The following is a 13,338-nucleotide window of genomic DNA, read 5'->3' on the forward strand; positions in this document are numbered from 1 at the left end:
ATGCCTTTATAATATACGAAATTTAATGATGTGTCAAGGGGGATAACGGAAAAGATGGAACTGATTTTGCCCAGCCTGGCAGAACGGCTGAAGCCCCTGCGGAAGGAAAAGAAAAAAACCCAGAAAGATATGGCGGCGCTACTGGGTATCACGGAGCGCCACTATCAGAAAATTGAGTACGGGCATATCAATATTTCCGCCACAATGCTGATCACCCTGGCGGACTACTTCCACGTGACCACCGACTATCTGCTGGGCCGGGAGGGGGAAGCATGACCGTCATTGACAAGGAGACCTGGCCCCGGCGGGGGCACTACGACTTCTTCGCCCCCATGTCCGACCCGTTCTACACCCTCACCTTCCCGGTGGACGTGACCGCCCTGCGCGCCTGGTACAGGGCCAGCCACCAGCCCTTCTACCCGGCCATGGTATACGCCGTCACCAAGGCCATGGAGGAAGTGGACGCTTTCCACTACAAGGATCGGGACGGGGTGATCGTCCGCCACGACACCCTGGTGCCCAGCTTCACCGACTTGAAGCCGGGCAGCGAGCTGTTCCACATCGTCACCCTGGAGGCGGGGGAGGATCCGGCGGACTTCTGCCGCCGGGCCAAGGCGCAGTCGGCGGCCCAGACCGCCTTTATCACCGACGGGCCGTGGGACGGGGATCAGCTGGTCTACTTCACCTGTCTGCCCTGGTTCCCTGTCACGGCGCTGAAAAACGAGAAGGATCTGAACCCCTCCGACTCGGTGCCCCGGGCGGCCTGGGGCCGGTGGGAGGAGCAGGGGGACAAAACCAGCCTTCTGGTCAGCCTGGAGCTGAACCACCGCCTGCTGGACGGGGTGCACGTGGGAAAATGCTATGAGGCTCTGAACGAATGGATGAAGCAGCTATGACACTGGACGATTTCAGGGCCCGCTGGACGGGCCACCCCCCCAAATTGCAGGATATAAACCGGGAGTACGCGGTGCTGGTGCCCCTGGCCCAGCGGCCGGAGGGCCTGTGCCTGCTGTACGAGGTGCGCGCAGATACCCTGGGCCGCCAGCCCGGGGAGGTGTGCTTCCCCGGCGGGAGGATGGAGGCGGGGGAGGATCCGGCGGCCTGCGCCCTGCGGGAGACCTGGGAGGAGCTGTCCATCCCACAGCCGGCGGTGGAGGTGGTGGCCCAGCTGGACTTCCTCACCCACCAGGGCGGCTTTGCCATGTACCCGGTGCTGGGCATTCTGTCACAGGAGGGGGTGGAACAGCTGCGGCCCAGCCCCGCCGAGGTGAAGGAGACCTTCTGGGTGCCGGTGGACTGGCTGCGGGCTCACCCGCCGGCGGTATACACCTACAAGTTGATTCCCGACGTGAAGGACGACTTCCCCTATGACCGCATCGGCTTCTCCCAGGGCTACCGCTGGCGGGGCGGCCATGTGGACGTGCCCATCTACGACTGGCCGGGCCACCCCATCTGGGGTCTGACGGGCCGCATCACCCGCCGCCTGATGGAGCAGATGCCGTGAGGGCCCCGGAGCGGCTGGGGCCCTATGTATACCGGCAGTCGGACGGCTGCTTCCCCCTGGGGGCGGACAGCCTGCGCCTGGCCGCCTTTGCCACGGTGCGGCGGGGGGACAGGGTGTGCGACCTGGGCTGCGGCGCGGGGGCACTGCTTCTGCTGCTGGCGGCCCGGGAATCCACACTGGAGCTGTCCGGTGTGGAAATCTCCCCGGAGGACGGGGCCCTGGCCCGCCAGAACCTGGCGGAAAACGGCCTGACGGGGACGGTTCATACCGGAGAAGTGCAGGCCGTGTGCACAATCCTGCCCGCCGGGGGCTTCTCCCTGGCGGTGTCCAACCCGCCCTACTTCGCCGCGGGGCGCGGCTGCCCCGGCGGGACGGCCCGCACCGAGGGGGAGAGCACCCTGGACGGCTGGTGCGCCGCCGCCGGGCGGCTGCTGAAAAACGGGGGGCGCTTCGCCCTGGTGTACCGGCCGGAGCGCCTGGCGGAGCTGTTCGCCGCCCTCCAGTCCCACGGGCTGGAGCCCAAGCGGCTCCAGCTGGTGCAGCACGGGCCGGACAAGGCCCCCTCCGCCGCCCTGGTGGAGGCGGTGCGGCAGGGCAGGCCGGGGCTGGCGGTGCTGCCCACCCTGCTGAATACCTGAATCGGAGGAGAAAACCATGGCCGGAACCTTATATCTGGTGCCCACACCCATCGGCAACCTGGGGGACATCTCCCGGCGGTGCGCCGAGACGCTGGAGGCGGTGGACTTCATCGCCGCCGAGGACACCCGGGTGACCCTCAAGCTGCTCAACCACCTGGGGCTGAAAAAGCCCCTGCTCTCCTACTACCGGCACAACACCGGCGCCGGCGGGGAGGCGGTGCTGGAGCGCCTGCTCTCCGGGGAGGACGGGGCCCTGGTCACCGACGCGGGCACCCCGGCGGTGTCCGACCCGGGGGAGGAGCTGGTGGCCCAGTGCGCGGAGCGGGACATCCCGGTGGTGGCCATACCCGGCCCCTGCGCCCTGGTCACTGCCCTGGCGGTGTCCGGCCTGCCCACCGACCGGTTCACCTTTGAGGGCTTTCTGGCCATGAACAGGAAAAACCGCCGCGCCCACCTGGCGGAGCTGGCCGGGGAGCGGCGAACCATGATTTTCTACGAGGCCCCCCACAAGCTGCGCGCCACTCTGGAGGATCTGACGGCGGCCTTCGGGCCGGAGCGGCGGATCTCCCTGTGCCGGGAGCTGACCAAGCTCCACGAGGAGGTGCGCCGCACCACCCTGGGGGAGGCGGCGGCGTGGTACGAGGCCAATCCGCCCCGGGGGGAGTTCGTGCTGGTGGTGGAGGGCGCGCCGGAGACAGCGGCGGCCGCCCCCGCCCCGGAGGACGCCCTGGCGCGGGTGGCGGAGCTGCGGGAGCAGGGGCTATCCCTGCGGGATGCCGTCAAGCAGGCGGCCAAGGAGACCGGCCTGCCCAAAAACGAGCTGTATGACCGGGCCGTGGGGAAGCATGTCGAAGCGTAATATCCTATTTTAGAATTATCTGGAATTTTGTATATTACAGATAGTATTAGTCGAAGGAGAAAATACCGGGCCGAATTTGCTCGAAACAGGGGCCCGCGCAAAAAGTAAAACTCCCTTGCTTTTCAAGAAAAGCAAGGGAGTTTTACTCTATGAAACAAAAAATTACTTCATCTGGAGCTCACGGATACAGTTGGGACAGACGTTCTTGCCCTTGAAATTGATCACATCCTTGGCGTCATCGCAGAAAACACAGGCGGGCTGGTACTTTTTCAGCACGATCGAGGCCCCATCCACGTAGATTTCCAAGGAATCCTTCTCTGCAATGTCCAGTGTGCGGCGCAGCTCAATGGGGAGCACGATCCGCCCCAGCTCGTCCACCTTGCGCACAATGCCAGTCGACTTCATAAAACAGTTACTTCCTTTCCCTGCTAATATCCATATATTTCCGCAATTCTCTACAAACTGACATTATTATAACATATCGTATTGGATTGTCAATCGGAATCTGGAAATCTTTCCTGGGCCCGCTAGGCGGAATTTCTCAGGTATGCCGCCCGCATTGACAAGCCCGGCGTTTCCGGGATATACTATACTGATTTGATTTGTGCCTGTTCTTAGGAGGGAGCGCCATGCGCACCGGACTGATCACCTTCCACTTTGCCCACCACTACGGGGCCCAGCTCCAGGCCTACGCCACCATGAGGGCCATTCAGGGCCTGGGCCACGGCTGCGAGATCATCGACTACCGCCTGCCCCACACCACCCGCACCAACCAGCTCTTCAAAAAGGGGGGCGGCGTGCGGGGCATGGCCTCCGACGCCCACACCGCCCTCCACTACGGGGCCTTCCAGCGGCGCTTCCAGCGGTTCGAGGCCTTCGTGGCCGAGCAGATGAAGCTGTCGCCGGAGCGGTACACCGCCTTTGACCAGCTCCGGGCCGCCCCGCCGGAGTACGACGTGTACGTGGCGGGCAGCGACCAGATCTGGAACCCCTACATCTTCCAGGACAAGCAGTTCGACCCCGCCTTCCTGCTGGGCTTTGTGAAGGAGGGCCGCCGCATCGCCTACGCCCCCAGCCTGGGTGTGCCGGAGCTGCCGGCGGACAAGGCGGCGCAGCTGCGGGACTTCCTGGCCCCCTTCTCCGCCCTGTCGGTGCGGGAGAAGCGGGGGCAGGTGCTGCTGCAAGAGGCCGCCGGGCGGGAGGCCCGGGTGGTGCTGGATCCCACCCTGCTGCTCAACGGGGAGGACTGGGGTGAGCTGGCCGCGCCGCCTAGGCACCAGGGGCCCTATATCCTGTGCTACTTCGTCTCCGACCCCGCCGAGGCGGCCCCCTACGCCCTGGCCCTGTCCCGGCGCACCGGCTGGCCCATCGTCCAGCTGGCGGGGGCCCGGCGGAAGATCGAGGGGGCCTCGGAGATCGTCTTTGACGCCGGGCCCCGGGAGTTCCTGGGCCTGTTCCGGCACGCCTCCGCCGTGGTGACCAATTCCTTCCATGGGGCGGCCTTCTCCCTCCAGTTCCGGAAGAACTTCTTCACCTCCATGTCCCCCAGGGAGCGCAGCGAGCCCACCTTCTCCCGCATCTACAGCCTGCTGTCCCGGCTGGGGTGCGCCGACCGGATCATCGGCCTGGACACCACCGCCCCGGTGGAGGCGGCCATGGACTATGACAAGGTGTATCAGCGGCTGGACGAGGCCCGGGCGGACTCCCTGGCCTATCTGAAGGCCGCCATCGAGGGGACGGCCCTCCCGGACGAGCCGCCGGAGGCCCCCGCCGCCCCCCGGCCCGTGCTGTGCAAGGCGGAGGACTGCACCGGATGCGCCGCCTGCGCGTCGGTGTGCCCGGTGAACGCCATCACCATGCAGCCCGACCACGAGGGCTTCCTCCGCCCGGCGGCGGGGGATGCCTGCATCCTGTGCCGCAGGTGCGAGCAGACCTGCCCCATCCTCCACCCGCCGGTGCCCGGCCCCGCCCCGGCGGCGGCACACGCGGTGTGGAACAGTGACGAGGCCGAGCGCCTGGCCAGCTCCTCCGGCGGCTTCTTCTCCCTGCTGGCCCGGCACGTGCTGGAGCAGGGGGGCGCGGTGTTCGGCTCCGTGCTGGACGATGACATGACCGCCCGCCACGTGTGCGCCCGCTCGGAGGAAGGGCTGGCCCCCATGCGGGGCTCCAAGTATGTGCAGAGCGACCTCGGCAGCTCCTTCCGTGAGGTCAAAGAGCTGCTGGAGGCGGGCACCCCCGTCCTCTTCTCCGGCGTGCCCTGCCAGGTGGACGGGCTGAAGCGGTATCTGGGGAAGGACTACCCCAGCCTGCTCACCTGCGACCTGGTGTGCCACGGGGTGCCCTCCCCGACGGTGTTTCGGGCGTACCTGGACAGCCTGGAGGCGGCACACGGCTCTAAGGTGGTGTCGGTGCGCTTCAAGGACAAGTCCCACGGCTGGTCTCACCCCTGGTTCACGGCGGAGTTTGCCGACGGGGGCGTTTACACCGAGGACTTCAACCGCACCGGCTACGGCCGGGGCTTCGGGATGCAGCTCTTCCTGCGGCCCGCCTGCGCCAAGTGCCGGTACACCTCCACCAGCCGCCCCGCCGACTTCACCCTGGCCGACTACTGGGGCCTGGACGAGAAGCTGGCCCTGCCGGTGGAGCGGGACAAAGGCGTGTCCATGGTGCTGGTGAACTCCGCCCGGGGGCAGCAGGTGTTCGACGCCCTGTCCGGCCGGTTCGGCCAGGTGGAGCGCCCCCTGGCCGAGGCGGTGGCGGGCAACCCCCGGCTGGCCACCCCCCTGAAGGCCAATCCCCGCCGGGCCGCCTTCTTCTCCGCCTTTTCCGCCCTGCCCTTTGCCGAGGTGGAGAGGCGCTTCCTGGCCCTACCCTCCCTGCCCTACCGGGCGGCGGCCAGGGTGCTCACCCCGGCCATGAAGGAGAAGCTCCGCAAAATTCTGAAATAACGAGGGCGAAAGGTTTACAGTTTGTTCGTGAATTTTTCCCCCGATGCTGGTACACTATGGAAACAGTATGGCGGCCTGCGGCCCGCCTGTGGGAGGTAAGTTTGTCTTGAGTGCAATCCAACGCTGGCTGGATCGGTTCTGCTACAAGCACCCCCGGTTCGGCATACCCAATCTCATGCTGGTCATCGTGGTGGGCAGCGCCCTGGTGTGGCTGCTGGATCAGTTCAGCTACGGCGTGTCCCTGTCCGGCCTGCTGGCCTTTTCCCCCTACTATATCCTGCACGGGCAGATCTGGCGGCTGATCACCTTTGTCTTTGTCCCCATGGACAACCGCCTCTTTTTCCTGGTCATCTCCCTGTATTTCTACTACATGATCGGCTCGGTGCTGGAGCGGGAGTGGGGCACCGCCAAGTTCAACGTGTTCTACGGCCTGGGCGTGGTGCTCAACATCGTGGTGGGCTTCGTGCTGTACGCCGTCAGCGCCTCCGCCTATCCCGCCGGCCTGCTGGGGTACCTGGTCACCGCCGACATGACCTATGTGAACATGTCCCTGTTCTTCGCCTTCGCCACCCTGTACCCCGACATGCGGGTGCTGCTGTTCTTCATCATCCCCATCAAGATCAAGTGGCTGGCGTGGATTGACGCGGCCCTGTTCGCCTGGAGCATCCTGAGCAGCCTGTTCGGCGTCTTTACCGCGGGCCTCGCCGCCCTGCCCGGCGTGGTGCTCCCCCTGGTGGCCATCCTCAATTACTTCATCTTCTTCTGGGACAACTTCCTCCAGCTCTTCGGCCGGGTGAAGTACCGCACCTCCCGCCAGACGATCAACTTCAAGCAGGCTGCCAAGAAGGCCCAGCAGCAGAAGGGCTACATCCACAAGTGCGCCGTCTGCGGCAAGACCGACACCGACTACCCCAACGAGGAGTTCCGCTACTGCTCCAAGTGCAACGGCTACTACTGCTACTGCTCCGAGCACATCCACAACCACGTGCACATCGAATAAACACCAGGCGGGCGGCCCCAATCGGGCCGCCCCCCTTTTTGTAACCGTTCTGTTGTGGCCTTTCCTCCCCCGATTTTTTATAATCATATCAGGGTATGATTACAGCCCGCAATCAAGGAAGGGAGGATTCGGCATGAAAAAACTGCTCTCCTGCGCCCTGGCGCTGCTGCTGGTGCTGCTCACACCGGCCTCCGCCAACTCCGCCCCCACCCGCAGCGACGGGGACGGGGGCTCCGCCCTGGCGGTGGACGAGGGCTGCCCCGTCACCGTCTCCGCCGAGCAGCTCACCTTCGACATCGGCGGGGAGGGCGGCTGGAACGGCCTCACCGCCCAGGTCACCGCCGTCTACCAGATGGAAAACTCCACGGACGAATCCCTCCCGGTGCAGATGACCTTCTATCTGGAGCAGTACCGCACCTACGGCAGGGAGGGCGCGGAAGCCCTGGACACGGAGGGCTTCTCCATCACCGCCGACGGGGAGCCGGTGGAGTTTGCCTGCGCCAAGGCGGAGGCGGACGCGGAGGATACCGACCGCTTCGCCCTCACCTACACCGTGGACTTCCCCGCCGGGGCCGCCCGGGAGGTGGCGGTGTCCTACCCCAGCCGGGGGCTGGGCCGCAGCGATTGGAGCAGCCACTGGCGGCACACCTTCACCTACCTGCTCTCCCCCGCCCGGCACTGGGCGGACTTCGGCACGCTGGATGTGGCCGTCACCACCCCGGAGTCATCCCCCTACGTGATACAGTCCTCCCTCCCCCTGGAGGAGGCGGGGGAACGGCGCTATACCGCCCACTTCGACAGTCTGCCCGACGGAGAGCTGACCTTTACGCTCTACCCGGAGCCGCGCATCACCCTGGCCGACCGGCTCTCCTCCTACCAGTTTCAGGCCTTCATGGTGATGGGGCTGCCCCTGCTCCTCCTCTTTGCCGGGCTTCCGGCGGCAGCGGCGGTGGTGCTTCTGGTCTGGCTGATCCGCCGGGCTCGGCGGAAAAAGGCGGGGTAGGGGCGGGGCCGATCCCGCCCGTCAGGCCCTCTCCCCCACCACCGGGCTGTGGATCCACTCCGCCCCGCAGGGCCGGGGCGCGGGGAAGCACAGGCCGTACAGGTCGGTGTACCGGGCCTCCGACTCGAAAAGCGTCCGGGCCGGGCCGTCCAGCTCCCTGGCCTGGGCGGGCTTGACGATCACCGGCAGGGGGCAGGTGTCCTTCATTCTCCGCAGCAGCGCCCGCCCCCGGCCGCCCAGGCCCAGCACCCGCACATAGGGGGGCGCGGCGGGGCGCTCCGCCGCCCGCAGGCCCAGGAAGGCCGCCAGGGCCAGCCGCCGCAGCCGGGCGTGGGGGTAGCGCCTGGTCTTGGCCCTGGCGTAGAAATCCTCCAGGCTCACCGCCTCCCGGGCGGCCTTTGCCAGCCGGGAGGGCAGGCCCTCCGCCCCCCCGCCGTCGGGGAGGGCGGCCCAGTCCCCCTCGCCCATGGTGCGCAGGCGGGCCAGCACCGCCCGCTCGATATGCTGCATGTCCGCAAACTCCCCCGACCAGGGGGCGGTGAGATAGGGCGCGGCCTCCGCTCCCCGCCCCGCCCGAAGCAGCCTCCGCAGCTCCGAGGCGGAGGCATACCCCCCGGCGGAGGGGCCGTCGTGGCCCGCCCCCTGCCGGGGGACGGTCAGGGGGCGGATGGTGCTGCCCAGGGCCCTGAGGGAGCGCAGGTACTCCACTCCCAGGTTGTTGTTGGGGGCGGACAGGCAGGCCGCCCCGGCGGCCTCCTGCCGGGCCGCCGGGAAGGACAGGCCCCGCCCCAGGGCGGCGCGCAGCCTTTCCGGGTAGTCCGGAGCGTCCAGGGCCGCCGCCGCCTCTTCCAGCGGGGCCAGCTCCCCCATCTCGCTGCCGAAGGAGAGCACGTCCACCACCCCGGTGGCGGCCAGCAGGGACACCGCCCCCCGGGCGAAGCTCTCCGCCGAGGCCATGGCCCAGGGGGTGGGCAGCTCCACCACCAGGTCGGCCCCGCGGTCTAGGGCCAGGGCCGCCCGCAGCCACTTGTCCGCCAGGGCGCACTCCCCCCGCTGAACCCAGTGGCCGCTCATGACGCACACCACGGGGGCGTCCCCGCCCAGCCGCCGCCGGGTCTCGGCGATGTGCCAGGCGTGGCCCCTGTGGAAGGGGTTGTACTCGGCCACAATGCCCGCTGTCTCCATGGGCTGAACCTCCAAACTCACAAGTAAAAAAATCCGAAGTTTCTTCTAAATTATGGGTTGTCCTTTTACCAAAAAGGGGCTAGAATATAGTTTACTACGGGAAAGACCGGGCGACAAGCCACATTATCATTTAAGGAGAGATTAGTCCCATGAAAATTCTGGTCATCAACGCCGGCAGCTCCTCCCTCAAGTATCAGCTGATGGATCCCGAAACCAAGGAGGTCTTTGCCAAGGGCCTGTGCGAGCGCATCGGCATCGACGGCCGCCTGACCCACAAGGTGCCCGCCAAGGACGCCAAGTATGAGTTCGAGATCCCCATGCCCACCCACGCCGAGGCCATTCAGGCCGTGCTGGACGCCCTGCTGTCCGCCGAGCACGGCGTGATCAAGAGCGCCTCCGAGATCGACGCGGTGGGCCACCGTGTGGTTCACGGCGGCGAGAAGTTCGCCTCCTCCGTGCGCATCACCGACGACGTGATGGCCGCCATCGACGAGTGCATCCCCCTGGCCCCTCTCCACAACCCTGCCAACATCACCGGCATCAAGGCCTGCGAGAAGGTCATGCCCGGCGTGCCCATGGTGGCCGTGTTCGACACCGCCTTCCACCAGACCATGCCCGCCAAGAGCTATATCTACGCCCTGCCCTACGAGTACTATGAGAACGACAAGGTGCGCCGCTACGGCTTCCACGGCACCTCCCACCGCTATGTGTCCGCCCGGGCCGCCGCCATGCTGGGCAAGCCTATCGAGGAGCTGAAGATCATCACCTGCCACCTGGGCAACGGCTCCTCCGTGGCCGCCGTGGACTGCGGCAAGAGCGTGGACACCTCCATGGGCTTCACCCCCCTGGCCGGCGTGCCCATGGGCACCCGCTCCGGCGATCTGGACGCCGGCATCCTGGAGTACCTGATGAACAAGCACGGGTATGACATGAAGGAAATGATGAACATCCTCAACAAGAAGTCCGGCGTGCTGGGCATCTCCGGCGTGTCCTCCGACTTCCGCGACATCGAGAACGCCGCCAACGACGGCAACCAGCGGGCTGCTCTGGCTCTGGAGGCCTTCCAGTACAGCGTGAAGAAGCTGGTGGGCGCCTATGCCGCCGCCATGGGCGGGGTGGACGCCATCGTGTTTACCGCCGGAGTGGGCGAGAACGACGCCAACACCCGCATGAACATCGCCTCCGGCCTGGAGTTCATGGGCGTGAAGATGGACGCCGCGGCCAACAACGTCCGCGGCAAGGAGACCGTCATCTCCGCCGCCGACTCCAAGGTGAAGGTGCTGCTCATCCCCACCGACGAGGAGCTCATGATCGCCCAGGACACCGCCGCCATCGTCAAGGGCTAACGCTTCTTCCACAAAGCGGCAAAGCCGCTTTGTGGAAGAGAGTTGCAGTCCCCTGCGCGCAGAGACAGCCGCCCTTGGCGGCTGTCTCCACACTTGGGGCCTGAGCTGTGTTTTCCCCGAGGCACATGTCCCCGGGGAAAACCGATTTCCCATTTTTTCGCGCTGGCGGCGCGAACTCTGTGAGACAAAGCGGCCCGGAGCTGGTACCAGCTCCGGGCCGCTTTTTTATGCCTTCTATTTTCAACACGCGGGAGGCGTGGTGTTGTTTGTCTGCCCCCACAGCCGGGGGGCAGTATGCAAAGGCGGCCGTTCCTACTGAACAGGCGCGGACGGCCGTTTCCCCGCCCGTTCCCGGCCCTTGGCCTTGCAGCTTCGTCGTTCCTTGGCTGTGATGATAAGATACCACTCTTTTCCGCCCCGGTGGTTGACAAAGTTTAACGTGGGTATGAACGTTTTGTAAAGTCCGCCGCCGGCTCCGGGCGGGGTTCCGCGCCCCCGCGGGGGGTGCCAAATTTCGCGCGCCTCACTTGTGGAAACTGCCGATTCTAGATTTATCAGTCTTCCATTTCCCCTTTTCCGGCCCAAAAGATCCCCCTTCATTTTTTGATAATATGCACAAAAACCAATCACTCACCTCGCCGTTACTGATTACTTTTTGGTAATTTGCTTACTACTTTGTGGGGATTGCAAGAATTCCGTCCTCCGGTTAGAGTATACCTCGCACAGGGCGCCGGACCGCTATCGGCCGTAGGCCGCCGCCCGAAAATCTGACGAGAGAAGAGGGAACAAAATGGCAAAAAAACCGACCAATGACAACAAGACCTCGGTCGTCAACTTCGGCGTGGGCTGGGTCGTTATCATCTACTGTCTGCTGATGTTCTTCCTGTACGTGGGCATGTGCAACGACGGCGCCAACATCACGGCGCCCAACGTGGCCCACCGCCTGGGCCTGGAACAGGGCGACATCATGAACATGAACTCCCTAGCCGGCATCGTGGGCGTGGTGTTCTTCATCATCGTGGGCCAGATCAACAACAAGATCGGCCCCCGCATCACCTCCGGCGTGTGCTGCATCATCTCCGGCATCACCTACATCATCGCCTGCAACGCCCCCAGCATTGCGGTCTACACCATTGCCATGTGCTTCGTGTACGGCAGCATCATGTCCGCCGGCTACGTGGCGGGCGGCACCCTGGTGGCCGACTGGTTCCCCAAGAAGAAGGGCGTGGTCATGGGCTACACCACCATGGGCCACAACTTCGCCTCCGCCTTCTATGTGCAGCTGGTGGCCATCCTGATCGCCCCCGTGTCCACCCAGCTCAGCGCCGGCGGCAATGACTTGGCCAACGTGGGCGAGAACTTCTCCGCCGGCATCGTCCCCATCGGCATCGCCGCCATCGTGCTGGGCATCCTGGGCATGATCTTCATCCGCAACACCCCCCAGGAGCGGGGCATCAACCCCGACAACGTGTCCGACCGGGTGTATGAGACCGAGTACGACACCGTCGACCCGGTGGAGGGCGACGGCGGCTGGACCACCGGCGCGCTGCTGCGGATCAAGGAGCTGTGGCTGGCCGCCATCACCACCGGCTTCTTCCAGATCTGCTCCGTGGGCGTCATGAGCCAGCTGGTCACCCGCAACATCCAGCTGGGCTTCACCCCCCAGGCCGCCATGAACGTGATGACCATCCTGGCCCTGGGCGGCGTGGTGGGCTCCTGGCTCATCGGCATCATCGACGACGCCATCGGCACCAAGAAGACCATGGTGGGCTTCGGCATCTGGTACGCCATCGCCCTGCTGGTCAACTTCGGCGCCGCCGACAGCTCCTCCCCCCTGGTGTACATCTCCCTGTTCATGATCGCCATGGGCATCGGCGGCTCCGCCAACTTCACCACCTCCCTGCCCACCTCCATCTTCGGCCGTCAGGGCTTTGACAAGGTGAACAGCGTCATCTTCCCCATCCAGGGCGCCATCACCGCCCTGTGCTTCCTGGTCAACGGCGTTGTCCAGAAGATGACCGGCGGCGAGATCAAGATGGCCTACCTGGTGTTCGCCGGCGTGGCCCTGGTGAACGTGGTGCTGGTGCTGCTGGTGGACGAGCACCGCTTCAACCGCGACTGGATGGCCGCCCACAAGGGCTGAGCCCTTCCCCAACTCCACAGCGATTCTCCTCAGGAGGCCGCCCGTCGGGCGGCCTCCTGTTTTGGTTGCGCCCGGCCGCTCCGTCTGCTATACTGGCCTTATCCTATCAGAATCGAGGAAGTTTTATGGCAGAGCAGCAGGGTTTGGTACACATCTACTACGGCGACGGCAAGGGCAAGACCACGGCGGCCTTCGGCCTGGCCTTCCGGTGTGCGGGCTGGGGGAAGCGGGCGGTGATCGCCCAGTTCCTCAAGAGCAGCCCCTGCGGCGAGGTGGCGGCGGCGGAGCGCTTTCCCGAGCTCACCGTCCTGCGCAGCAAGGGCATCCACAAGTTCACCTTCCAGATGGATGAGGCGGAGAAGGCCGCCACCGCGGCCGAGTGCGCCGCCCTCTTCCAGCAGGCCGTGGAGCTGGCCCAGGCGCGGGAGGCCCGCCTGCTGGTGCTGGATGAGGTGATCGACGCCACTCATGGCTTTCTCTCCCTGGAGGCGCTGTGCTCCTTCCTGGATCACCGCCCGGCGGGGCTGGAGGTGGTGCTCACCGGCCACAGCCTGCCGGAGCAGCTGGCCGCCCGGGCCCACTACATCACCCGCATGGCCAAGGAGAAGCACCCCTACGACCAGGGCGTCACCGCCCGCCGGGAGATCGAGTTTTAGGAAAAGCAGTGGGCGGGGGCATGGCGCTGCGCCATGCCCCCGCCCACTGTCTCTGG

Annotated in this window: 13 protein-coding genes; 11 read left to right on the forward strand and 2 right to left on the reverse strand. The window is 65.7% G+C overall.

All coding sequences use genetic code 11. The features are described from left to right. Positions 1 to 54 precede the first annotated feature (54 nt). The 5 genes from B5E42_RS05880 to rsmI are packed head-to-tail and all read left to right on the forward strand — an operon-like array spanning position 55 to position 3,001. A complete protein-coding gene (locus B5E42_RS05880) occupies positions 55 to 276 on the forward strand; it encodes a helix-turn-helix transcriptional regulator (RefSeq protein WP_087237626.1) in 222 nt (73 codons plus the stop codon). Beyond that, positions 273 to 896 (forward strand): CatA-like O-acetyltransferase, encoded by a 624-nt coding sequence (locus B5E42_RS05885; RefSeq protein WP_087237628.1) that lies wholly within the window; start codon positions 273 to 275, stop codon positions 894 to 896. Before B5E42_RS05880 ends, B5E42_RS05885 begins: the two co-directional genes overlap by 4 nt. Then, the gene (locus B5E42_RS05890; RefSeq protein WP_242967034.1) at positions 878 to 1,504 is read left to right on the forward strand and encodes a CoA pyrophosphatase; all 627 of its coding nucleotides are present in this window, start codon (positions 878 to 880) and stop codon (positions 1,502 to 1,504) included. Before B5E42_RS05885 ends, B5E42_RS05890 begins: the two co-directional genes overlap by 19 nt. Beyond that, on the forward strand, positions 1,501 to 2,142 hold the full coding sequence (locus tag B5E42_RS05895; protein WP_087237632.1) for a methyltransferase: 642 nt from the start codon (positions 1,501 to 1,503) through the stop codon (positions 2,140 to 2,142). Before B5E42_RS05890 ends, B5E42_RS05895 begins: the two co-directional genes overlap by 4 nt. Positions 2,143 to 2,158: 16 nt before the next feature. Beyond that, positions 2,159 to 3,001, forward strand: coding sequence for a 16S rRNA (cytidine(1402)-2'-O)-methyltransferase (rsmI, locus tag B5E42_RS05900; protein WP_087237634.1), 843 nt, complete (start codon positions 2,159 to 2,161; stop codon positions 2,999 to 3,001). A 162-nt stretch (positions 3,002 to 3,163) separates the two neighbouring features. Here rsmI and B5E42_RS05905 read toward each other — a convergent pair whose 3' ends face one another. Next, the gene (locus B5E42_RS05905; RefSeq protein WP_087237636.1) at positions 3,164 to 3,406 is read right to left on the reverse strand and encodes an AbrB/MazE/SpoVT family DNA-binding domain-containing protein; all 243 of its coding nucleotides are present in this window, start codon (positions 3,404 to 3,406) and stop codon (positions 3,164 to 3,166) included. A 224-nt stretch (positions 3,407 to 3,630) separates the two neighbouring features. Here B5E42_RS05905 and B5E42_RS05910 point away from each other — a divergent pair, with 224 nt between their 5' ends. The 3 genes from B5E42_RS05910 (at position 3,631) to B5E42_RS05920 (ending at position 7,952) form a co-directional block, all read left to right on the forward strand. Beyond that, positions 3,631 to 5,949 carry a polysaccharide pyruvyl transferase family protein gene (locus B5E42_RS05910; protein WP_087237638.1) on the forward strand — a complete coding sequence of 773 codons (2,319 nt, stop codon included), beginning with the start codon at positions 3,631 to 3,633 and terminating at the stop codon, positions 5,947 to 5,949. Between the two features lie 106 nt (positions 5,950 to 6,055). Next, entirely contained in the window at positions 6,056 to 6,949 is an 894-nt protein-coding gene (locus B5E42_RS05915; protein ID WP_242967035.1) for a rhomboid family intramembrane serine protease, read from the forward strand. 133 nt (positions 6,950 to 7,082) lie between these two features. Beyond that, positions 7,083 to 7,952 (forward strand): hypothetical protein, encoded by an 870-nt coding sequence (locus B5E42_RS05920; RefSeq protein ID WP_087237640.1) that lies wholly within the window; start codon positions 7,083 to 7,085, stop codon positions 7,950 to 7,952. Between the two features lie 21 nt (positions 7,953 to 7,973). Here the strand turns inward: B5E42_RS05920 and B5E42_RS05925 are convergent, their stop codons facing one another. Beyond that, positions 7,974 to 9,137, reverse strand: a complete 1,164-nt coding sequence (locus B5E42_RS05925; protein WP_087237642.1) for a nucleotidyltransferase family protein — start codon at positions 9,135 to 9,137, stop codon at positions 7,974 to 7,976. Between the two features lie 149 nt (positions 9,138 to 9,286). Here B5E42_RS05925 and B5E42_RS05930 point away from each other — a divergent pair, with 149 nt between their 5' ends. The 3 genes from B5E42_RS05930 to B5E42_RS05940 all read left to right on the forward strand — a co-directional run bounded on the left by B5E42_RS05930 (position 9,287) and on the right by B5E42_RS05940 (position 13,282). Then, positions 9,287 to 10,483: an acetate kinase gene (locus tag B5E42_RS05930; protein WP_087237645.1), complete on the forward strand. Its 1,197-nt coding sequence runs from the start codon at positions 9,287 to 9,289 to the stop codon at positions 10,481 to 10,483. A gap of 790 nt (positions 10,484 to 11,273) precedes the next feature. Then, positions 11,274 to 12,626, forward strand: coding sequence for an MFS transporter (locus B5E42_RS05935; RefSeq protein ID WP_087237648.1), 1,353 nt, complete (start codon positions 11,274 to 11,276; stop codon positions 12,624 to 12,626). Positions 12,627 to 12,751: 125 nt separating this feature from the next. Next, complete coding sequence (locus B5E42_RS05940) at positions 12,752 to 13,282, forward strand: cob(I)yrinic acid a,c-diamide adenosyltransferase (protein ID WP_087237650.1); 531 nt, start codon at positions 12,752 to 12,754, stop codon at positions 13,280 to 13,282. Positions 13,283 to 13,338: the final 56 nt, after the last annotated feature.

The sequence above is a fragment of the Flavonifractor sp. An10 genome, from assembly GCF_002161215.1.
GTDB lineage: Bacteria > Bacillota > Clostridia > Oscillospirales > Oscillospiraceae > Flavonifractor > Flavonifractor avistercoris.

Coding starts and splice junctions, on each gene's coding strand:
- B5E42_RS05880 (WP_087237626.1), top strand. CDS start 55: ATGGAACTGATTTTGCCCAGCCTGGCAGAACGGCTGAAGCCCCTGCGG.
- B5E42_RS05890 (WP_242967034.1), top strand. CDS start 878: ATGGATGAAGCAGCTATGACACTGGACGATTTCAGGGCCCGCTGGACG.
- B5E42_RS05910 (WP_087237638.1), top strand. CDS start 3,631: ATGCGCACCGGACTGATCACCTTCCACTTTGCCCACCACTACGGGGCC.
- rsmI (WP_087237634.1), top strand. CDS start 2,159: ATGGCCGGAACCTTATATCTGGTGCCCACACCCATCGGCAACCTGGGG.
- B5E42_RS05940 (WP_087237650.1), top strand. CDS start 12,752: ATGGCAGAGCAGCAGGGTTTGGTACACATCTACTACGGCGACGGCAAG.
- B5E42_RS05905 (WP_087237636.1), bottom strand. CDS start 3,406: ATGAAGTCGACTGGCATTGTGCGCAAGGTGGACGAGCTGGGGCGGATC.
- B5E42_RS05930 (WP_087237645.1), top strand. CDS start 9,287: ATGAAAATTCTGGTCATCAACGCCGGCAGCTCCTCCCTCAAGTATCAG.
- B5E42_RS05935 (WP_087237648.1), top strand. CDS start 11,274: ATGGCAAAAAAACCGACCAATGACAACAAGACCTCGGTCGTCAACTTC.
- B5E42_RS05920 (WP_087237640.1), top strand. CDS start 7,083: ATGAAAAAACTGCTCTCCTGCGCCCTGGCGCTGCTGCTGGTGCTGCTC.
- B5E42_RS05885 (WP_087237628.1), top strand. CDS start 273: ATGACCGTCATTGACAAGGAGACCTGGCCCCGGCGGGGGCACTACGAC.
- B5E42_RS05925 (WP_087237642.1), bottom strand. CDS start 9,137: ATGGAGACAGCGGGCATTGTGGCCGAGTACAACCCCTTCCACAGGGGC.